21 protein-coding genes are annotated in these 17924 nt (G+C 54.6%); 12 read left to right on the top strand and 9 right to left on the bottom strand.

Annotated features, from left to right (window positions below; genetic code table 11):
- The first annotated feature begins 29 nt into the window (after window positions 1-29).
- The gene (locus ACN0VM_RS08025; protein ID WP_417450347.1) at window positions 30-536 is read left to right on the top strand and encodes an MmcB family DNA repair protein; all 507 of its coding nucleotides are present in this window, start codon (window positions 30-32) and stop codon (window positions 534-536) included.
- Here the strand turns inward: ACN0VM_RS08025 and ACN0VM_RS08030 are convergent, their stop codons facing one another.
- Window positions 537-2594: an HD-GYP domain-containing protein gene (locus tag ACN0VM_RS08030; protein WP_417450348.1), complete on the bottom strand. Its 2058-nt coding sequence runs from the start codon at window positions 2592-2594 to the stop codon at window positions 537-539.
- Between the two features lie 221 nt (window positions 2595-2815).
- Here ACN0VM_RS08030 and ACN0VM_RS08035 point away from each other — a divergent pair, with 221 nt between their 5' ends.
- Complete coding sequence (locus ACN0VM_RS08035; protein WP_417450349.1) at window positions 2816-3448, top strand: transglutaminase-like cysteine peptidase; 633 nt, start codon at window positions 2816-2818, stop codon at window positions 3446-3448.
- A gap of 66 nt (window positions 3449-3514) precedes the next feature.
- Window positions 3515-4819, top strand: coding sequence for a hypothetical protein (locus ACN0VM_RS08040; protein ID WP_417450350.1), 1305 nt, complete (start codon window positions 3515-3517; stop codon window positions 4817-4819).
- 29 nt (window positions 4820-4848) lie between these two features.
- On the opposite strand, the gene ACN0VM_RS08045 is transcribed toward ACN0VM_RS08040, so the two are convergent.
- The 4 genes from ACN0VM_RS08045 to ACN0VM_RS08060 form a co-directional block, all read right to left on the bottom strand.
- On the bottom strand, window positions 4849-5397 hold the full coding sequence (locus ACN0VM_RS08045; RefSeq protein ID WP_417450351.1) for an ActR/PrrA/RegA family redox response regulator transcription factor: 549 nt from the start codon (window positions 5395-5397) through the stop codon (window positions 4849-4851).
- Window positions 5394-6734: an ActS/PrrB/RegB family redox-sensitive histidine kinase gene (locus ACN0VM_RS08050; protein WP_417450352.1), complete on the bottom strand. Its 1341-nt coding sequence runs from the start codon at window positions 6732-6734 to the stop codon at window positions 5394-5396. Before ACN0VM_RS08050 ends, ACN0VM_RS08045 begins: the two co-directional genes overlap by 4 nt.
- A gap of 10 nt (window positions 6735-6744) precedes the next feature.
- Window positions 6745-7626 (bottom strand): hypothetical protein, encoded by an 882-nt coding sequence (locus ACN0VM_RS08055; protein ID WP_417450353.1) that lies wholly within the window; start codon window positions 7624-7626, stop codon window positions 6745-6747.
- 67 nt (window positions 7627-7693) lie between these two features.
- Complete coding sequence (locus ACN0VM_RS08060; protein ID WP_417450354.1) at window positions 7694-8263, bottom strand: ankyrin repeat domain-containing protein; 570 nt, start codon at window positions 8261-8263, stop codon at window positions 7694-7696.
- 153 nt (window positions 8264-8416) lie between these two features.
- Between ACN0VM_RS08060 and ACN0VM_RS08065 the strand changes: the two genes are divergently transcribed.
- Genes ACN0VM_RS08065 through ACN0VM_RS08080 form a run of 4 tightly spaced genes read left to right on the top strand, consistent with a single transcriptional unit; the run spans window position 8417 to window position 10745 of the window.
- Window positions 8417-9010, top strand: coding sequence for an SCO family protein (locus tag ACN0VM_RS08065; protein ID WP_417450355.1), 594 nt, complete (start codon window positions 8417-8419; stop codon window positions 9008-9010).
- Window positions 9010-9438, top strand: a complete 429-nt coding sequence (locus tag ACN0VM_RS08070) for a YcgN family cysteine cluster protein (protein WP_417450356.1) — start codon at window positions 9010-9012, stop codon at window positions 9436-9438. Before ACN0VM_RS08065 ends, ACN0VM_RS08070 begins: the two co-directional genes overlap by 1 nt.
- A 22-nt stretch (window positions 9439-9460) precedes the next feature.
- On the top strand, window positions 9461-10048 hold the full coding sequence (locus tag ACN0VM_RS08075) for a hypothetical protein (protein ID WP_417450357.1): 588 nt from the start codon (window positions 9461-9463) through the stop codon (window positions 10046-10048).
- Entirely contained in the window at window positions 10026-10745 is a 720-nt protein-coding gene (locus tag ACN0VM_RS08080) for a M48 family metallopeptidase (protein ID WP_417450358.1), read from the top strand. Before ACN0VM_RS08075 ends, ACN0VM_RS08080 begins: the two co-directional genes overlap by 23 nt.
- Here the strand turns inward: ACN0VM_RS08080 and ACN0VM_RS08085 are convergent.
- Window positions 10723-10998, bottom strand: a complete 276-nt coding sequence (locus ACN0VM_RS08085; protein ID WP_417450360.1) for a group III truncated hemoglobin — start codon at window positions 10996-10998, stop codon at window positions 10723-10725. The two genes, ACN0VM_RS08080 and ACN0VM_RS08085, sit on opposite strands and share 23 nt — an antisense overlap.
- Window positions 10999-11235: 237 nt before the next feature.
- On the bottom strand, window positions 11236-13233 hold the full coding sequence (locus ACN0VM_RS08090; RefSeq protein WP_417450362.1) for a transglycosylase domain-containing protein: 1998 nt from the start codon (window positions 13231-13233) through the stop codon (window positions 11236-11238).
- 159 nt (window positions 13234-13392) lie between these two features.
- Here ACN0VM_RS08090 and ACN0VM_RS08095 point away from each other — a divergent pair, with 159 nt between their 5' ends.
- Both ACN0VM_RS08095 and ACN0VM_RS08100 read left to right on the top strand, forming a co-directional pair.
- On the top strand, window positions 13393-13938 hold the full coding sequence (locus ACN0VM_RS08095; protein WP_417450363.1) for a TetR/AcrR family transcriptional regulator: 546 nt from the start codon (window positions 13393-13395) through the stop codon (window positions 13936-13938).
- 66 nt (window positions 13939-14004) lie between these two features.
- On the top strand, window positions 14005-14568 hold the full coding sequence (locus ACN0VM_RS08100; protein WP_417450364.1) for a NifU family protein: 564 nt from the start codon (window positions 14005-14007) through the stop codon (window positions 14566-14568).
- Window positions 14569-14595: 27 nt separating this feature from the next.
- Here the strand turns inward: ACN0VM_RS08100 and ACN0VM_RS08105 are convergent, their stop codons facing one another.
- Entirely contained in the window at window positions 14596-15630 is a 1035-nt protein-coding gene (locus tag ACN0VM_RS08105) for a polysaccharide deacetylase family protein (RefSeq protein WP_417450365.1), read from the bottom strand.
- Between the two features lie 109 nt (window positions 15631-15739).
- Here ACN0VM_RS08105 and ACN0VM_RS08110 point away from each other — a divergent pair, with 109 nt between their 5' ends.
- Genes ACN0VM_RS08110 through rimI form a run of 3 tightly spaced genes read left to right on the top strand, consistent with a single transcriptional unit; the run spans window position 15740 to window position 17519 of the window.
- Window positions 15740-16330 (top strand): malonic semialdehyde reductase, encoded by a 591-nt coding sequence (locus ACN0VM_RS08110; RefSeq protein ID WP_417450366.1) that lies wholly within the window; start codon window positions 15740-15742, stop codon window positions 16328-16330.
- A 30-nt stretch (window positions 16331-16360) separates the two neighbouring features.
- Window positions 16361-17017, top strand: coding sequence for a tRNA (adenosine(37)-N6)-threonylcarbamoyltransferase complex dimerization subunit type 1 TsaB (gene tsaB, locus ACN0VM_RS08115; protein ID WP_417450367.1), 657 nt, complete (start codon window positions 16361-16363; stop codon window positions 17015-17017).
- Window positions 17018-17021: 4 nt separating this feature from the next.
- Window positions 17022-17519, top strand: a complete 498-nt coding sequence (gene rimI / locus ACN0VM_RS08120; protein ID WP_417450368.1) for a ribosomal protein S18-alanine N-acetyltransferase — start codon at window positions 17022-17024, stop codon at window positions 17517-17519.
- A 13-nt stretch (window positions 17520-17532) separates the two neighbouring features.
- Here the strand turns inward: rimI and ACN0VM_RS08125 are convergent, their stop codons facing one another.
- On the bottom strand, window positions 17533-17832 hold the full coding sequence (locus tag ACN0VM_RS08125) for a sulfurtransferase TusA family protein (RefSeq protein WP_417450369.1): 300 nt from the start codon (window positions 17830-17832) through the stop codon (window positions 17533-17535).
- Between the last annotated feature and the right edge of the window lie 92 nt (window positions 17833-17924).

Genomic DNA, 17924 nt, shown 5'->3' on the forward strand with positions numbered 1-17924 from the left:
TTGCTGATTCGTAGCAGGGAGAGGTGAGGGTGACCAGCACAGCGATGGTGACACGGGGCGCAATGCGGTTTCTTGTGGAATTGGGATATGCCCCACTGGCCGAAGTTTCCCTGACCAATGGCCGCAGGGCTGATATTGTCTCGCTGGACCGTGGCGGACGCTGCATTATTGTTGAGGTTAAATCCGGCCTGGCCGATTTTCGCAGCGACAATAAATGGCGCCAATATCTTGACTACTGCGAAGAGTTTTACTTTGCGGTTGATATGTCGTTTCCGCAGGAAGTCCTTGAGGAAAACAACAGCCTTCCCGGCCTCACGGGCGTCATCGTGGCAGATGCCTTTGGCGCGGAAATTATACGCCCGGCATGCGGCCGCACCGTCAATGCTGCCCGGCGCAGGGCTTTGGCGTTGAAAATGGCGAGGGTGGGCGCCATGCGATTGTCCGGAGGAGTATCTGGTATGGATCGGGGGCAGGCAGCCGGGCGTCCAACACTGAATCCCGAAATGCCGGCCTCTTCGAGCAGAAACCATTTTTGATTAGTCGGCCTCTTTGATCACTTCGGTGTAGCCTTTCCAGCGTTCACGGCCGTCCTTGTTCTCCAGGGCGTTCTGTAGCGCGGCTACGGCACGGCGTTCGTATTTCAGTCCAGCTTCGCTGTTCAGAATATCCATGGCCTTGTCGAAGCCAAGACCTGACCTGTGGGAGCGAGCCGAGACCATGCCCACAAAGGCATTCGCAACGGAGAGTATCCGCGCACCGGGCTCTATCTCTTCGCCTTTTCGGCCTTCTGGCTCACCGCTGCCGTCCCAATGCTCGCGCAGTTGCCGCAAGGTTGCTGCGACAGGGCCCTTAAAGTCCAGCCCGGCAACCAGCCCTGCCCCTTTCTGCATGCTATCGCGGACGAGAGAAAACTCTTCCTCACTGAGGGCACCCTGTTTGGTGAGAATTTCAGTGGGTACGAAAATCTTGCCCAGATTGACCAGCTGCCCGGCGATCCGGATGCTCTCTGTTGCTTCGCTTTCCCACCCCATTTCTTGCGAGATAGTTGATGCAACATCTGCAACACGCTCAGAGTGATGTTTGCTCCATGGGTCACGGGCATCGATAATTTGTGTAAGCGTGCTGACTAACTGTTTAAACAGCGTCTCTGACTGATCCTTGGCGGCAACGAGCGAGGAAATGTCCTGCATAACCAGCAGTGCACTCGCATGGTCGTCGGCCGCGGCCTGCAGCGGCAGCAACTGGGTTTGAAATATGCGTTCACTGCCCTCGGCAGGAAGGCGAATCTGGAAATTTTTTGCTTCGCCCGCGGCTGCGCTTTTGGTTCCCTTGCGTATTTGCTCAGCAATTTCACTTGGGAAAGCGGTATCAAGGCGGCGGTCTTTCAAGTCGGTGACGGGCAGATTGATCACTTCGCCCATTTTCCGGTTGGCAAACCGGACCGTGAGGTCATCATCCAGAGCCGCGATCGCGTTTGGCTGGCTGTCGCTCACGGATTGCAGGAACCGGTTAAGACCCTGATTTTGTGCAGAGAGAGCTGCCTGTTCGCGGTAACTGGCTTCAAGGCGCCGCGATACACCGTGGCGCCAGCTCAGGATCAGCCCCGCCAGGACAAAGAGTGCAGCCAGCGAAAGCGTCACAATCAGGTTATTGCGCCGTGCATTGATTTCGGCCAATGCTTCGGCGCCGCTGATGGTGCGTACGAGGATCCAGTTCACAGGTGCTGTCAGCTCGCGCCCGGTTACCAAGACATCTGTGCCCGCGTAATTTTTTTCAATGGCGAACGCGCCGGGTCGGCTGATCGCGAATGCTGCTGCGGGGTCGAGGCGGGGTTCTCCAACACGGCCACCCTCCGCGAGCGGGGTAAGCGGGGTGAGCAAGGGCCCTTCTCCGGGGGTGACGATATAGGTTTCAGCGGTGTCACTGGCAGCCCCGGGTTGCTGAAGCGTTTTAAGAAAGTCGCCATCTAGCGGCCGGGCTCCGATCACCCAGTTGATTCCCGGCGTGCTGCCGGCAAGGCCTTCATCCGTGGCGACCGGGGCGCCAAAAAGCACCAGCGGTGTTTTGTCTTCCAGCAGCGGCCCGAGCGCAATGAACGCCCCCCGCGACAGTGCGGGCCACTCTCCCGGACGCAGGACAGGCATACCACTTGTGGCGACCAGAGGCGAGCCGTCACTGCGCAGGATCGCGATGCCGGCGCGCTGTGGTCGTTTGATGTTTGCGGCCAATTGATCAATGGCCGTTTTTTCGTGAAAGCCCTGCCGCTCTGCGGCGGCTGACAGGAGTGCATAAACATAGCCGCGCTGCCCTTGGGCCGCCTCAGGCAAATCATCGAGGCTGCCGCCCGCATAAAGCTGAATGGTGGCATCGCCGGCAAGTTCTTCTACACTGGCAAGATAGCGGTTGAGCCATGCAGACACCTCTGTCGCACGGCTATCGGCAACAAGGTTAAGTCGGTCCTGCCAGCGTGCCATGTCTTGTTCGGCTTCTGATTCGGCAAACTTGAAAATTGCCAGAAAACCGATTGCTGCAATCACCAGAATGGCAATAGCTGTCAGCACCACTGATTTGCTGTTACCCTTGTCGCCCACCATAATTCATCCCCTGCATCAATGGTTTCCCCTCCGTTGTAGCTTACTGACTGCGGGGTGGGAAGGCGATCTGTTCAAGGAAGTTACTTGGAACATCAAAGCCATCCCAGTATGTTAACGACTATGCCTTTGGGCTCAATCATTTTTCTACACGGTAATTTATGCGTCGTCTTACTTGTCTCATACTGGTTTCGTTTTCTCTCATCCTACCGGCTCCGGGCTTCATGGTGGATGCCCAGGTCACACGCGGCCTTTTTGGCAGCATGGAAATCCGGTCTACCAATATGGCGAAATTCGCGAAATGGACCGAGATGTGGCGGCGATACAATTTGCCCCGGCAGACAGCAGGCGAACAAGATCAGTCAACGCAAAACTTGTCTAAGGAGAGTTCCTGCCGGGGTTTGGCGCGCGTTCGGTGTAGCAGGGAAGCGTGGGACAATTTTATCGGGCAAAACAGGTCAACGCCGGAGAGAGAATTGCTCGACAAAGTGAATGCTTATATGAATCGGGCCTCCTATATCGTGGATCCGGTGAATTGGGGTATTCCGGATTACTGGGCAACGCCAGATGAGTTTTTTCTCAAGGATGGAGATTGCGAAGATTATGCGATCAGTAAGTATGTCACCTTGAAAAGGCTGGGCATCGCGCCGGATGCGATGCGGCTGGTTATCTTACAGGATGAAAACCTGAAAGTGGCACATGCGGTCCTTGCTGTTTCGTTGGGCGATAATATCTTTATTCTCGATAATCAGGTCGATGCGGTCTTGCCTCACACCAAGATTTTGCATTACAGGCCTGTGTACTCGATCAACGAATCTGCATGGTGGCTGCACCGCATGATAAGCTTTTCAGGTTAAATTAATAAATTATCCCCTAAGATACCGGGTCTCGGTAGTCGGGAGAAATCAGGCTGGGCAATCCAATTGAGTAAAGACGTTACAACGCTTGACCGGATGGTTGACTATGTAAAGCAGTTGCGCCTTCATACGGAGGGGCGGCGTGCGCTGCATATTCGCTTGTCTGCACTTGAGCGCCATTTCCGGGAAGAGCACTACCGATTGTTTGCGGCTTCGGCCCTCCGGAGTGTGATCACCCGTTTCGGCGCGACAATGTTTGCTTTGCCCAATACCGATCTGGTCTTGATCACCAAAGATGCACGTGTTGACGATATCGACCCCGCCCTCAATGTGATTCGCCGCAAATTGCGGGGCTCAGCGTTAATTGCGTCGCTTGATCCCGTGCAGGGTGTTAGTGACGAATTTGCTGTGTGGTTCAATGTTGAAGAGTCCTATCCGGAATTCAAGAGCTATATTGAACAACTGAGCGCGTTGCTCCATCTTGGTGAATCAGCACAGGAGGCTGAAAACGAGGTGTCGGGAAGGCGCGACAGGCGCCGGCTCAAATCCGCATCCAGTCAGGAAATGCCGGTCACACTACGTCAGCCTAATCATGTGCGCATAATGCCCGTGAATCCCCTGCCGAAAGAGAAGGGTGACAGATCGCTTGACCCGGACCTGCTGCTAACGTTGACCAAGGCGTTACACGGTGCGGATGTGGCGGGGCTTCTCAGAAAACAGTTCGTGAAGGCAATTTTGGGCGATGCGCCGCCCATGCCTGTGCTGGAACATAAATTTGTACCCAGACAGTTGATCTATGAGAATATGCTAACCAGTCGTGTTCTGTCCGAGAACAGATGGCTTTGCGGCTATCTGGATGATCAACTAGGGCGGCAGGTTCTGGCGTCTACTCCGGCCATGACAAACGAGGTTTCCCTGGCATCCAGCATACAGGTGACCAGCGCTTCCGTGCTGTCTTCAGCGTTTGATGCTTTTGACAAGGCGCTTGGCAAACATCCCCGTTCCAAAGTTGTTCTTGAGTTTGGCGCTGTTGATATTGTCGCCAATCCGACGGACTATCAGGAGGCCAGCCTGCATGTGTTAGCCCTTGGTTATCGGATATCGGTAGGAGATTTGCATCCGCTTGCCTTCCTCGCTCTGGACGTGGAACCTATGCAGGCCGCCTTTGTGAAAATACAAAAACCACTTGGTAACAACTCAAATTGGCTGAATGACAAGACAGAAGTCGCTATCCAGAACAAGATTGACCGTATCGGAAAAGCGCGGGTGATCCTTGATGGTTGCGAGGACAAAACCGATATTGATTTGGGTCATTTGCTGGGCATTACCCTTTTTCAGGGGCATGCTGTTGATCCGGTTAGTGAAATCTGACCGGATTGCGCGCGCTAAATGAGGGCGGTTTACTGCGGTGAGTGTTTAGCAAGAATGCGTTGCAATGTTCGCCGGTGCATGTTCAAGCGGCGTGCCGTTTCGGATACGTTCCGGTCACACATTTCATAAACCCGTTGGATATGTTCCCATTTAACCCTGTCTGCTGACATAGGATTATCGGGCAATGGCGGGGTCTGGCCTTCCGGGGTCAAGAGTGCCGCTGCGATCTGGTCAGGGTCTGCGGGTTTGGCTAGAAAGTCGACGGCGCCAGCTTTGACTGCGGCAACTGCGCTGGCGAGGTTGCCGTAACCCGTCAGGATGATGATGCGCATATCCGTGCGCATTTGTCGCAAGGACGGTACCAGGTCGAGGCCATTGCCGTCCTGCAGCTTCATATCGAGCACGGCGTAGCGCGGTTTGTTTTGCGCGGCCAGTATGGCGCCCTCTTCTACGCCTTCTGCCGCAAAAACCTTGAAGCCGCGGCGCTCCATCGAAATGGTCAACCTGTTACGGAAAGATTTGTCGTCTTCAACAATGAGAAGGGTTTTTTCTAATGCTTGTGTGGCGGTTTCTGTCATGGTTTGTCCTTTGATGAAGGAGTCTTTGTGCTGCTGTTTTCCAGTGTGGCGCGTGGCCACTCGATTAATATTTCGGCGCCGCCGGTGGCACCGGTACCAAATTCAAGCGTTGCGCCCGTGCGTTCAAGCAGGGTTTTGGCAATGAAAAGGCCCAGACCCAGTCCACCGTCTTTGCCAGGTGTGGGGTGCCGTGTCGTCACATATGGTTCGCCCAATCGCTTAATAATCTGGGGGTCGAAACCGGGACCGTCGTCTGCAATGGTAACGGAAACCGTTTCTTTGTCCCAGCCAGCGCTGACCTGGACCAGATGGCCAGCATAGCCTACCGCGTTCTCGATGATATTGCGGAACGCGTGAATAAATTCGGAGGAGCGACGGACCTTGAGCTGGTCAACCCCTTCGGCAACATACTGGATCGTGATGCCGCGCTCTGCGTGGGGTGCAGCGGCTTCGCGTAGCAAAGCCTCCAGGTCTGTTTCGGTGAAATGGCTGTCGGACCCGGCTTTTCTTTGGTCTCGCAGTTCTGCAAGAATATCCCTGCAGCGGCTGGTCTGTGCCACAATCAATTCCAGGTCTGCGCGCGTTTCTGCATCTCCTTGCCATGTATCCAGCAGTTCGCGGGAAGCAAGCAAAATGGTGCCAAGCGGGGTGCCGAGTTCGTGTGCGGCGGCAGCGGCCAGGGTGCCGAGGGCAGCCAACCGCTGCTCCTGCTCAAGTGCTGCCTGGGTTGCGGCCAATGCGCGGGCGCGGTGTCGCCCCTCACGGCCTACGCGGGCCATGTAGAGTGCCAGAAAGACCAGTGTGAAACACAGTGCTGTCCATATTCCGGCAATTAAGACCGGCGGCAATTGGGGCGGATCCCCCTTCCATGGCAGGGAGAAAGGCGTGAAGGCAAGAGTGGTCACCAGTACAAGCGATACAGCGATGAGGAACTTGGTGCTGCGTTGACCGAGGATGGATGCTGAAACACTGGTTGGCGCCAGCATCAGCAACACAAACGGATTGGTGAGCCCGCCGGTCACGAAGAGGAGTAGAGACAGATGTACGAGATCGAAGGCCAGGTGGGCGGCCGACTGTTTTTCATCCAGCCGAGTGTTGGTATCAGCCCGGAACGAGAACCAGAGGTTCAACAGCGCCGAAACCAGCACGATTGGGACGGTGAGATGCACATGCAGATCAAAGCCCAGCCCCCAGCGAACAATCAGCAAAGCCAGTAACTGCCCGGCGACAGCCATCCAGCGAATTGTCACTAAAGTGCCAAGCCTTACGCCGCCGCCGTGTGGCGTTTCGAGGTCAACCAGAATCAATTCATCAGCTTCATTGTCGCTATGTGACATCTCTTTGTCTTTAGTATCTGCCGTTTTGTAGCAGTATCAGGCTTATTCCCAGCATCGCCATTGCCAGGAGAGTAAGGCCGCTTGTTGCCAAAAAATATAATACGATGGTCCGCAGGTCCCGGACCACGATATTTGCCCGGCCATCTGGTGGGCCTATCCAACGCACAGTTCCATCCTTTCCCTCGCAGGAAAAGGAGATGCCGACAGCGTATGCCACAATTGACAGAGGTATTAACCGCGACAAAATGCCACGAAGATCTGACGTTGCCGCAGGTATTGTGCCCCGCACAGCTGACAGGCTACTTCCGGGCACCAGAACAGGTGCGAGAGCCAGAAAGAAACATGAGACCATGGTTCCGGGGATTGCGAGCAGATTGAAAAACGGCACAAAAGCACTTTTGAACGGTTGGCTGGGCCTTGTCGAATCGCTTGCTGTGTGTTGGTCCAGTGCAGCGGCCAGAAGACGGAAGGGCAGCAGGAGAGCAAAGCCGCCAGCGACAAACAGAGTAAGATTACATATCCAGTCTCGGCTGTAGCTCATAATGAGCTGTTCGCCAGCATGGCGTAGCTTGCCTGCATGGGGTGGTATTTCAAGCAACGAGGCACGGGTTATATCCCATTGCTGCCTAAGTCCTATGGACCGCGCAATAACAAGCACAGCAATGGGTGGGCCGATATAGGGTGTGGTCGCCAGATGATTGGCGAAACTGCCGATAAAATAGCTTCCGGGAACAAGCAGGGCCTGAACGAGCACGGCGCGGTTGCGCAGCGTTGTGTGACTGCGGTGCGAGCGGTTCAGGCGTTCTTCAAGTGGATTGAATAAACACTTTAGCAGCCTGTCAAGGTGCGGCAGGCTCCCCAGAAGGACTTTGCTGCCGAGCATCAGGTCCATCAACAGGCCTAGCGCAAAGAGTTGCGCCCAGCCTGTATAAGGTTCGTTGAAGGTTGCGATCAGCTCGTTAATAGGTTGCTCCAGCGTCCTCTAATGCCTTTACCAGCCGGCGGTTACGGTCCAGCTTGGCGTATTCAAGTGCAGTTTTCCCGGTCAGGTCCTGAACGTTGGGGTCTGCGCCGGCGTCAAGAAGAATTTGTACCGCTTTCGTTTTACGGCTGCGTACTGCCTTGATCAGTGGGGTCTCCTGCGCAATGTCTGCGCGGTTTGGATCAGCGTTATAGCTCAAGAGTAGTTGAATACCGGCACTATCCCCCGAGATTGAACGCATCATGAGCGCCGTGACGCCGCGTGTGCGGTCGGCAATGTCAGGGCTTGCATTATAATCAAGCAACAATTTCATCATAGCCAGATTGCCTTTTTCGGCAGCGATAAGCAGGGCAGGTGTATGGTCGCTGCGTCGGCGTGTGTCTGCTGTCACACCTTTGGCGAGAAGTTCCGTGGCTTTGTTAATGTCATTGTCTTCAACCGCCTTGAGCAAGTCATACTGGGGGTTGATGGCCATCGCCGGGCTGATCGCCACGCCGAAGCCGAATGTAAGAAAGACAAGCATCAGGGTGCGTCTGATCGCCAACATACAGGAACTCCAATTCAATTGTTTGTCATGCAGCGATTAAATTGCCGCATGCAAGGTGACATATGAGCTTCATATTTCTATAACAACCCCATGATCACAAGTCCCAAGGCGGCATTTCTGACCTTGGACACGATCAAATTATGGAGATGTGGTATGAAAGTGATACGCATAGTGGCATGGGCAGCCGTCGTTGCGGTAGCAGTTTTCCTGCTGGCTCAGCGTTTTGCAACGACACGGGACGCCGGAGATCGTCTCGGTGGTGATTTCACGCTGACGGCTCATACTGGCGAGACGCTCTCCAACCGTGATTTTCGCGGGAAATTTATGCTTATTTATTTTGGCTATAGTTTTTGTCCCGACGTGTGTCCGCTTGAACTGGCGAAAATGACATTGGGACTGAATGAGCTTGAGAAGGAAGGCTACGATACGACGCTGCTTCAGCCGCTTTTTATCACCGTAGATCCGGAAAGGGACACAGTCTCCGCACTGAATGAGTATGTCACGGATTTTCACCCACGCCTTATTGCGCTGACAGGCAGCATGGAAGATATTCAGGACGTGGCAAAGAAGTACCGTGTTTATTTCAAGAAGCGTGAGCAGGAGGGAATAGACGGGTATTTGATGGACCATCAATCGTTCATTTTTGTGATGGGGCCAGATGGCGACTATGTCCGGTTGTTTTCGGCAAAAGATCAGCCGGAGGATATAGCAGCTGCGTTCCGTCCTGTGCTTGAAAAGAAAAAATGATGTCCTTCTGGAAGGAAAAGTCACTGGAGGAAATGACCCGCCCCGAGTGGGAAAGCCTCTGTGATGGCTGTGGTAAATGCTGCCTGCATAAACTTGAGGACGAAGACACGGGCGAAATTCATTTTACCGATATCGCCTGTCGCTTCCTGGAGCCGGAGACTATCACCTGCGGCAAATATCTCGTGCGTCAGCGCTACGTTGGTAATTGTGTGGTGATGAGCCCCGATCTGCTGGAGAAGCTGCCGTGGATGCCTTCCACCTGTGCGTACCGGCTTTTATATGAAGGTAAGGACCTGTATGACTGGCACCCGCTTGTCTCGGGCGACCGGGCCAGCGTGCACAAAGCGGGGCAGTCGGTAAAAGGCCGCGCCGTGGACGAACGCGTTGCGGGTGATTATGAGGACCATCTGGTCGATTGGCCTGCGTGAGAGCAGTGCAAGGGAGTAGATCATGTTCAGTACTATAATCAGCTCTGTACTCCAGGTACTGATCCCTGTGGCAGTGACGGCGTATCTTCTGATTGGTTGGATGCTCTATTGTGGGAAGCTGGAACCTTTCGGTAACCGGAAGGATCTGGACGAGAAACTGAAAACCCTCAAGAAAACCCGCAAGGAAAAGAAAGAAAAAGAAATCAATTTTGCACTGAAGAAATGGATGACCTTCGGTGGTGGTTTTTTTGGCACTGCCGCTTTCTACACCTACATCGTGATTGAGCTGAAAGAGGTTTTCAGTATTATGGGCAAGGTGCTTGACCCCTCCAACTGGCATTTCAGCATTACTTTTCAGCTACTCATCGATTTTATCATCAACAGCATTATGAACTTTGTGTCTGCGATCATGTGGTTCCAGTATTGGGATAGCGACAACTCTAACTACATCTGGATCAACTTTATTACGGCCTATCTCGGGTATATGGCGGGGAGCAAACTGGCCAATATCCATCTCGCGGAAGGTGTCGGTCATCCGCAGCTTTGGCGTTGGCTGGAAACCAGACGCGATAGAAAGGCACGCGCGAGTGCTGAAGCTAAGGGCGAGTGAGCCGGAGAGTGTCCTGCTGGCAGGGGAGGAAGTCCCCGTTCGCATTCGCCGCAGTGCAACCGCCAAAAGGATGATCTTACGGATTTGCGACGCTACTGGTGACGTCAAGCTTACCCTGCCGAAACGGGCTTCCCTTAGGGCTGCACACCGTTTTCTTGCGGAAAATACAGGATGGCTTGCCAAAACACGGGCCGCGATGCCTCAGCCAGAAGCCGTGGCTGACGGACAGAACTTGATGTATCGTGGGCGGTTGTTTCGTCTCGCCTTCTCAGGAATGCCACCTCGCAAGATAACGGTAGACGAAATGATCATTACCGTTGGCGGCCCGCGGGACCTGGCAGCAACGAGGCTATTGGGTTGGCTGAAAAAAGAGGCACGGCATCACCTTACCGCCAGCGCTGACCGTCATGCACAGACGCTTGGTGTAAGCTACAGTCGGATCGGCATCGGTGACATGAAAAGCCGCTGGGGAAGTTGCTCAAGCGCGCGTACCCTCAAGTTTAACTGGCGGCTGATTATGGCGCCTGAGGACGTGCTGGATTATGTCGCCGCTCATGAGGTAGCGCATTTGCTGGAGATGAATCACAGCCCGCGTTTCTGGGCGCATGTGTTGACCTGCTGCCCCGAGTTTGACCGACAGCGCAAATGGCTCAAGTCCGCATCGGGGCAGTCTCTTATGAAGGTGCGGTTTGGCTAGGGCTTCCAAGCCCCTGAGGACGATAAAACAAGCCGGCTTTCAGGCTTTCAGCAATACGGCTGGCTCGGGCACGGGCGTGGGATGCCAAATCCGGCGGCAGCATGTCAGTGGCAGCGGCGTTGAATATCGCCAGCCAGTCCTCAAACTGATGTTCACGAATCGCATCGATCTTCTTATGCACGGCGAAAGGGTTGCCCCGATAGAGCGTCCCCGCGCCCAGCATCGTCATCCAAAAATCGGTCAGCCGCTCCATGTGTACATCCCAGCCGTTGCCCAGATGATGCTCAAAAATTGGTCCCAGTTCAGGGTGGCGTCGCAACCGGGCATAAAACTCGACTACAAAAGCATGAATTTCGCTACGTTCCGGGGGAATGGGAGGCATGGCATGACCTTTCAGTTCATCCCCTGATGTATGACAGCCCGCAGCCCTGACTTCAAGCCGTGCGGACCTTATGTCGCGGCGGGAATATGTGGGACGTGACGCTTGCCGCTAGTTGCCAAACAACCGGCTCAGGAAGCTTTTCTTTCTCTGCTTCTTGAGGTCTTCATGCTTTTCATCGTCTTTTGCAGCGGCTAAAAATAGACCTGCGTCAGCAAGCAGCGGCCGCACCGGCGCACCGGCATGGGCCTCTATCATGAAATCAGCCCAGATTCTGGCTGGCAACCCTCCGCCGGTAATTCCTTTCATGGGGGAGCTATCATCATTGCCCACCCACACCGCGGCTGTCATGTCGCTGGTAAATCCTGCGAAAACGGCATCACGGCTGTCTTGTGATGTGCCGGTTTTTCCGCCTGCTGGCCGGTCTAAACGGGCGTTTTTACCAGATCCCTCCTCAACTGCACCTTTCAACATATCAGCCATTTCGGTTGCGGTGTCGGCCGTCAACACAGCACGCGGGCTTATTGGTGTGCGGCGGTATATCACTTGCCCTTCAAGGGTAGTGATCTCGACAATGCCATAGGGTTTGGCTTCAAAACCGCCATTGGCAACAGCTGCGTATGCGCCAGCTAGATCAAGCAGTTTCACTTCCTCCGTGCCAAGTGGCAAGCTGGCGAGCGGCATAACCGGTGTTGTTATGCCGAGGCGTTTGGCCATTGCGGCGACGCGCTCCCGCCCGGCTTCTTCTGCAACTTGTACGGCGACAGTGTTGATGGACCGGGCGAAAGCCTCCCGTACCGCCATTTCTCCACTGAAGAGGCCGGTATAGTTTTTGGGAGACCATCCATCTATGTTGATTTCGTGGTCAATGTATTTGTCGTTTGGTTCAATACCGCTCTCCAGTGCCGCGAGGTAGGAGAACAACTTGAACGCAGAGCCAGGTTGCCTGAGGGCCTGAACTGCTCGGTTATACTGGCTTTTGCCGTAATTCACACCGCCTACCAAACTACGGACCGCGCCGTCGTGATCAAGCGCGACAATGGCTCCCTGGCTGGCGCCGCGCTTCGCGCCTTCGCCGTCCAGACCGCGCTCAAGTGCCATCGCGGCCGCGCGCTGCACCCCGGGGTCCAGTGTGGTATAGATCACCAGTGATTTTCCGCGGGATGCCGGTGCAACACGCGCAGTTTCCGTCAGTATCCAGTCGGTGAAGTATCTGACGTCGCGGCCAGATACCGCACCAATAATGCGGGGTGGTTGTGTTGTCACTTTGGCTGCCGCTTCGGCGGTCAACGCGCCGGTGGCCTGCATGGCGCCCAGCACAACCTTCGCCCGCTCCCACGCGCCGTCAGGATTAATGTGTGGCGCAAGGCTTGAGGGTGCCTTCACAAGACCTGCCAGCATTGCTGATTCCGCTACAGATAGTTTGGTAGCGCTGTGACCAAAAAATTTGCGGGATGCCGCGTCAATACCGTATGCACCACCACCAAAATAAACCCGGTTGAGGTATAAGGTAAGGATTTGTTCTTTGCTGAACTTCTGTTCAAGCCAAAAGGCGAGCAAAAGCTCCTGCGCCTTTCGTTTCATGGTGCGCTCATTGGAAAGAAACAGATTCTTTGCCAATTGCTGGGTGATCGTACTGCCGCCCGCCCGAACCCTGCCGGCTTTTACGTTGGATAACACAGCACGCGCGAGGCCGCGAAAGTCAATGCCGCCATGGTCAAAAAAATAGCGGTCCTCCACTGCCAGAAACGCGCGGACGAGAGCGTCTGGTGCTTCGGGGGCGGGAATCCAGTCGCCGTAGATGGGGCCCTGGGTCACAAGTGTGACACCGTTTGCAGCTTTAACCACCACGGCCTGATCTGCTGCGCCCGGTGCGGGCAGATTATCAAGATCGGGCAAATCAAGGGCAAGAAAACCCAGGATAACGAGGCCGCACATGAAACCCCAGACGGCCGCAACCGACAGCCCGTACGTTACACGCTTGAACAGGGACCGTTTTGAGGGAGCCGTGTCCTGCGATTTCACAACCAGCTTTTTACGTGTCGGCGGGCGCTTTTTTTGGGTCGCGGGCGATTTAGCAGGTTTCCTGTTGGTTGGTTTTTTGCTCACGCGAATGTGGTCCTCTTCTACTCTGCTGCTCTTTTTAGCATGGCTTTTAATTGGGGCAAAGTTACGAAGTCATCAATCGGATCCTTCACGGCACTTAATAATATTAATTAACCGAACGTTTGGTTATAGTGCCCGAGCACTTTGCCCTAGGAGCCGCCCATGTCTCGTATTGCGAAACATACCAAATCAGGTATGGCTGACCGGTTATCGCTTGTGTTCAAAACCTATGGATACGAAGGGGCGAGCTTGTCGATGCTGGCAGCGTCTGCCGGACTATCCAAAGCGAGCCTGTACCACCATTACGCGGGCGGCAAGGCAGAGATGGCCGCGCACGTTCTCGCGTATTCAGGTGCACGCCTCCAAAAGCTGGTGATCGCACCGCTTGCGACTAAGGCGAGTGGCGAAGAACGGATCGTGCGGTCGCTGGAGGGCACAGAACGCTATTATGACGGTGATGTTCCCATCTGCCTGATGAACAGCCTGTTGCTGGGCGAAGGCCGCGCGCTTTTTGCACGCCGTATTGAAGACGCTGTTGCGGCGTGGTCCTCTGGCCTTGCGCATGCGGCGCGCGATATGGGCGTGACAGACCCGGACACATGGTCCAACATCGCGATTGAGCGTATTCAGGGCGCTCTGGTTCTTTGCAGGGTCAAAAAAAGCAGGCTACCGCTGGAAAGGTGCTTGCAGAACTTGCGCGCGGTTTAAAGTCTTTTTCCTTGACCTTCGTGGCCCGAGCGCCCACATGAATGCTAAATCAAGAAGGATTTAGTCATGTTTATTGAAACCGAAGTCACCCCAAACCCGGACACGCTCAAATTTCTCCCCGGTCGCCCGGTGCTTGAGACCGGCACGGCAAACTTTTCGTCCCCTGACGGGGCGGAGGCTTCACCGCTTGCTGAAGCTATGTTTGCACTTGACGGTGTAGTGGGCGTTTTCCTTGGTTCCGACTTTGTGACAATCACCAAACCGACCGAGATGGAGTGGTCTGACGTCAAGCCGGGTGTACTTGCCGGGCTGATGCAGTTTTTCGCGTCTGGTGCCCCAGTGCTGTTGCACCCTGAAGGGCCTGCGGCTGCGTTGGCTGTGGATGAAGACGAAGCCGACGCGGACATTACCGAACAGATCAAAACCCTCCTGGATGAGAAAATCCGTCCCGCTGTTGCCGGTGACGGCGGCGATATCATCTATCGCGGCTTCAAGGAAGGCGTGGTTTACCTGCAGATGCAGGGCGCGTGCTCAGGCTGCCCAAGCTCAACCATCACTCTTAAGCACGGTATTGAAAACCTGCTCAAATATTACGTGCCTGAAGTGGTGGACGTGCGCGCAGTCGATTAGGGCTTATGGTGAGATGGGGCGCAACGGTTAATCCAGTGTGCCCCCTTTGATATAGAAGAACTGTCCCAGCCAGTACCAGCGCCCGCCACCCGCGGGAAGGGTACAGTTTATCCTGTTGCGCCCTTTGGGAAAGGCCTTATCAAACCGCACTTCGATACGGTTGCCATCCATGCGGATGAGTTCTGCTGGCTTGCCCAGGTGGCTGGGATAACAGGCAAGGGCCGATAGGCCTCGTATACTTTCATCTACCGTAAAGCCGAACAGCGGCGGGTTGTGCTCATCGCGCAGGACCGGTTCAAGTGGTACGACGTCGCTGACGGGCAAGGCAAGGGCCTGACTGATCAACTTGAAGCGCTCCATATCACCATACCGCTCATTAACCGGGAAACGAGGCAGGGTGAAAGCATCGCTCCAGATGGCGGCGGGACCGGATACCTGTGCAAACGCGGCTTCAAACCCCTCGCTCTCAATCGCGGCGCGCAGTGCTTGGTCATATTCTCCGTATGGATAGGCAAACAGCTTTGGCACGCTGCCAAGCTCGGCCTCAAACCGCGCGCTTGCTGTGCGCACATCAGCCATAGCCGCGTCGATACCTGCGTCGACCATGTGCAGGTGGGTGTGGGTGTGGTGCGCAATCTCGGCACCTTCGCTCTGCAGCCTGCGTACATCGTCCCAGCTCATGTAATTGCTCGTGGCATTGTCCACCGCATCGGTGGCCACAAAAAGCGTCATGGGGACGCCGGCGGCCTGCAGTCGTGGCCAGGCTTCGGTCGCAACAGACTTGTAGGCATCGTCTACCGTAATCGCGACGGTTCTTTCCGGAAGGGATTTGTTCGATTTCAACTGCGCCACCACATCACCCAATTTCATAAAGTGATAGCTGTTTTCTTTCATCATGCGGATCTGGGCATCGAACTGATCAAGTTTGATGTTGGTGGTGGGATAATCATTCTCGCCGAACCGGTGATAAAGTAATACAACTGCGGACTGATCCGCAAAGGCATGTATAGACAAGGTGGCATATAGCAAAATGAGGCTTGTGAGCCGCGCGGTAAATGTCATGTCAGCATCCTTCCTTGTACCCTAGTCTTGCCTTGTTTGGCGCAAGCTGGCAAGACGGTGTCGAGAAGTCCGGCCTGGATTGGCTGAATTTAAACAATGGAGTTTCCCAATGGCTGAGAAATTGAACGACGCAGCGCTTGACCAGCTTTTTCGCGAGGCACGTACGATCAATGTCTGGAAGGACAAGCCCGTCGCCGAGGCGCAGGTTCGCGCCCTTTACGACCTTCTGAAATTCGGCCCGACAAGCGCCAACTGCTGTCCCGCACGGTTCCGTTTTATCATGAGTGATAAGGCAAAGGATCGGCTCGTTCCGCATTTGATGGAAGGGAACCAGAAGAAGGTCAGGCAAGCGCCGGTCACAGTTATGATCGCAACCGATTATGCTTTTGCTCAACATCTGCCCAAACTGTTCCCTCATGCCCCTGATGCAAAAAACTGGTTCTCTGATCGTGACGTTGCGGATGAGACCGCCTTCCGCAACGGAACCCTGCAGGGGGCATACCTTATGCTTGCTGCCAGAAGCCTTGGCCTTGATTGTGGCCCCATGTCGGGGTTTGACGCGGATGCGGTGAACCGGGAATTTTTTGCAGGCACAACATATAAAGTCAATTTCCTCTGCTCTATCGGATATGGTTCAGATGAAGGTATCTTCCCGCGTAGTCCACGGTTCGACTTTGAAGAAGCTGCCGCTATTCTGTAGGCGAGCAAAACAAGAGGAAATTAGCGCGGCATGAGCATTCTCGCCATTGATACCTGTGAGGGAAGTTGCTCGGCCGCGTTGGTTGAGGAAAGACGAGTGTTTGCCTCTCGCTCTGAGTATATAGGTCGTGGGCATGCTGAGAGGCTGCTGCCCATGCTGGATGCCCTCCTGGTAGAGGGTGGTGTCGGGTACGACAGTATCCGCCGGATCGCGGTGACAACGGGACCGGGTACCTTTACCGGTTTAAGGATCGGGCTTTCCGTTGCCCGAGGGTTGGGCCTTGCGCTTGACGTGCCGGTCGTCGGCCTCTCCAGCCTTGTCGCGCTGGCGGCATCTGTGCGTGAACCGGACGCAACAGTACACGCTATTGTCATGGGCCGCGGCGGTCAGGGGTTTCATCAGGCTTTCCAAACCACAGAGTATGCATTCATGCCCCGTATTTTAAGTGAGGCACGCAGTATGGATGGGCCGGACATAGCGGCTGAAGTGCAGGCAGTACCGGGGGTTGTTGTCGGCTCGGGCCGGTCGTTGGCGACAGGCGGGTTGGATAATTCCATACAGGCGGTTGATCCGGTTGTTCTTGGGCGGCTTGCAACCCCTCTGGATGCGATATGTCATCCGGCGGAGCCCACCTATCTGCGCGCGGCGGATGCTGTGAAGGCAAAAGCACTCCTGCCGACTGAATAGTGCCATGTTTCCCGTGACAAAAATTGTATCACCGCCTGATGCCCGGATGCTTTCCCAGCTTGCGGAGGCGCATGCCCGTGCTTTTGCGTCGCAGGACGAGCGCCCGTGGCGGCCGGAAGAACTCCTCTCTTTGATGGCAATGCCGGGTGTCTCTGTCCGGGTTGCGCTGGACGGTGACAAGGTTGCGGGATTCATCATGGACCGTGTGGCAGCTGATGAGGCTGAACTGATCACTCTGGCCGTGTCACCGCAGTATCAAGGCCAAAAAATCGCGCTTGGGTTGATGAATGCTATGATCGTTGACCTTCTGGCTGAAAAAATTTCGAAAGTTTTCCTCGAAGTAAGAGATGATAATGAGAGAGCAATTAAATTGTACGAAGACTTCGGTTTTCAAGCGCAGGGTAAAAGACCAAGGTATTATCAAACTCAAAGTGGCAAAATCATTGACGCACTATGTTTGTGTTTAATTTTAAATAAGCACTCGAGTGGTAAAGAAAATTAAGTAAAAACAGGTGTTATCTATTTACTTCAATTTTGAGTAAGGTTAACTGTACATAGTCATTTGTCTTTGACCCAATTTTTGTTCCGGCGTGGGGGGTTGGCGGTGTTGGTTCAAAAGCTGTTTTTGAAAGGACATTGTGTCCAAGGGATTGGATCGACCTGACAAGTGGCTCGTTTGGAGGAGTATCCTCATAGAGGATAAGGGTTGTGTCTCCACTGGAAAGGCTGTCGAGGTGAATTTTTGCTTTGACAAAGGCCATGGGGCAATAGGCACCTCGAAGGTCGAGATCTTGAGATAGGTCGGGCTGAGGCATGCCTGTTTCCCTTTTTGAGTGGGGCGCTTTGTATAACGTAGGTGTGTGGTGCTGGAAAGCACAACATGAACAAGTTCCAGTTCAACCTAGTA

The organism is Kordiimonas sp. (genome assembly GCF_048260245.1).
Lineage (GTDB): Bacteria > Pseudomonadota > Alphaproteobacteria > Sphingomonadales > Kordiimonadaceae > Kordiimonas.

What these genes read in the sequence shown, in the direction of transcription:
- ACN0VM_RS08030 (WP_417450348.1), bottom strand. Translation starts at nt 2,594, where the DNA reads ATGGTGGGCGACAAGGGTAACAGCAAATCAGTGGTGCTGACAGCTATT.
- ACN0VM_RS08035 (WP_417450349.1), top strand. Translation starts at nt 2,816, where the DNA reads ATGGTGGATGCCCAGGTCACACGCGGCCTTTTTGGCAGCATGGAAATC.
- ACN0VM_RS08045 (WP_417450351.1), bottom strand. Translation starts at nt 5,397, where the DNA reads ATGACAGAAACCGCCACACAAGCATTAGAAAAAACCCTTCTCATTGTT.
- ACN0VM_RS08050 (WP_417450352.1), bottom strand. Translation starts at nt 6,734, where the DNA reads ATGTCACATAGCGACAATGAAGCTGATGAATTGATTCTGGTTGACCTC.
- ACN0VM_RS08055 (WP_417450353.1), bottom strand. Translation starts at nt 7,626, where the DNA reads ATGGACCTGATGCTCGGCAGCAAAGTCCTTCTGGGGAGCCTGCCGCAC.
- ACN0VM_RS08060 (WP_417450354.1), bottom strand. Translation starts at nt 8,263, where the DNA reads ATGTTGGCGATCAGACGCACCCTGATGCTTGTCTTTCTTACATTCGGC.
- ACN0VM_RS08065 (WP_417450355.1), top strand. Translation starts at nt 8,417, where the DNA reads ATGAAAGTGATACGCATAGTGGCATGGGCAGCCGTCGTTGCGGTAGCA.
- ACN0VM_RS08070 (WP_417450356.1), top strand. Translation starts at nt 9,010, where the DNA reads ATGTCCTTCTGGAAGGAAAAGTCACTGGAGGAAATGACCCGCCCCGAG.
- ACN0VM_RS08075 (WP_417450357.1), top strand. Translation starts at nt 9,461, where the DNA reads ATGTTCAGTACTATAATCAGCTCTGTACTCCAGGTACTGATCCCTGTG.
- ACN0VM_RS08085 (WP_417450360.1), bottom strand. Translation starts at nt 10,998, where the DNA reads ATGGAGCGGCTGACCGATTTTTGGATGACGATGCTGGGCGCGGGGACG.
- ACN0VM_RS08095 (WP_417450363.1), top strand. Translation starts at nt 13,393, where the DNA reads ATGTCTCGTATTGCGAAACATACCAAATCAGGTATGGCTGACCGGTTA.
- ACN0VM_RS08100 (WP_417450364.1), top strand. Translation starts at nt 14,005, where the DNA reads ATGTTTATTGAAACCGAAGTCACCCCAAACCCGGACACGCTCAAATTT.
- ACN0VM_RS08105 (WP_417450365.1), bottom strand. Translation starts at nt 15,630, where the DNA reads ATGACATTTACCGCGCGGCTCACAAGCCTCATTTTGCTATATGCCACC.
- ACN0VM_RS08110 (WP_417450366.1), top strand. Translation starts at nt 15,740, where the DNA reads ATGGCTGAGAAATTGAACGACGCAGCGCTTGACCAGCTTTTTCGCGAG.
- tsaB (WP_417450367.1), top strand. Translation starts at nt 16,361, where the DNA reads ATGAGCATTCTCGCCATTGATACCTGTGAGGGAAGTTGCTCGGCCGCG.
- rimI (WP_417450368.1), top strand. Translation starts at nt 17,022, where the DNA reads ATGTTTCCCGTGACAAAAATTGTATCACCGCCTGATGCCCGGATGCTT.
- ACN0VM_RS08125 (WP_417450369.1), bottom strand. Translation starts at nt 17,832, where the DNA reads ATGCCTCAGCCCGACCTATCTCAAGATCTCGACCTTCGAGGTGCCTAT.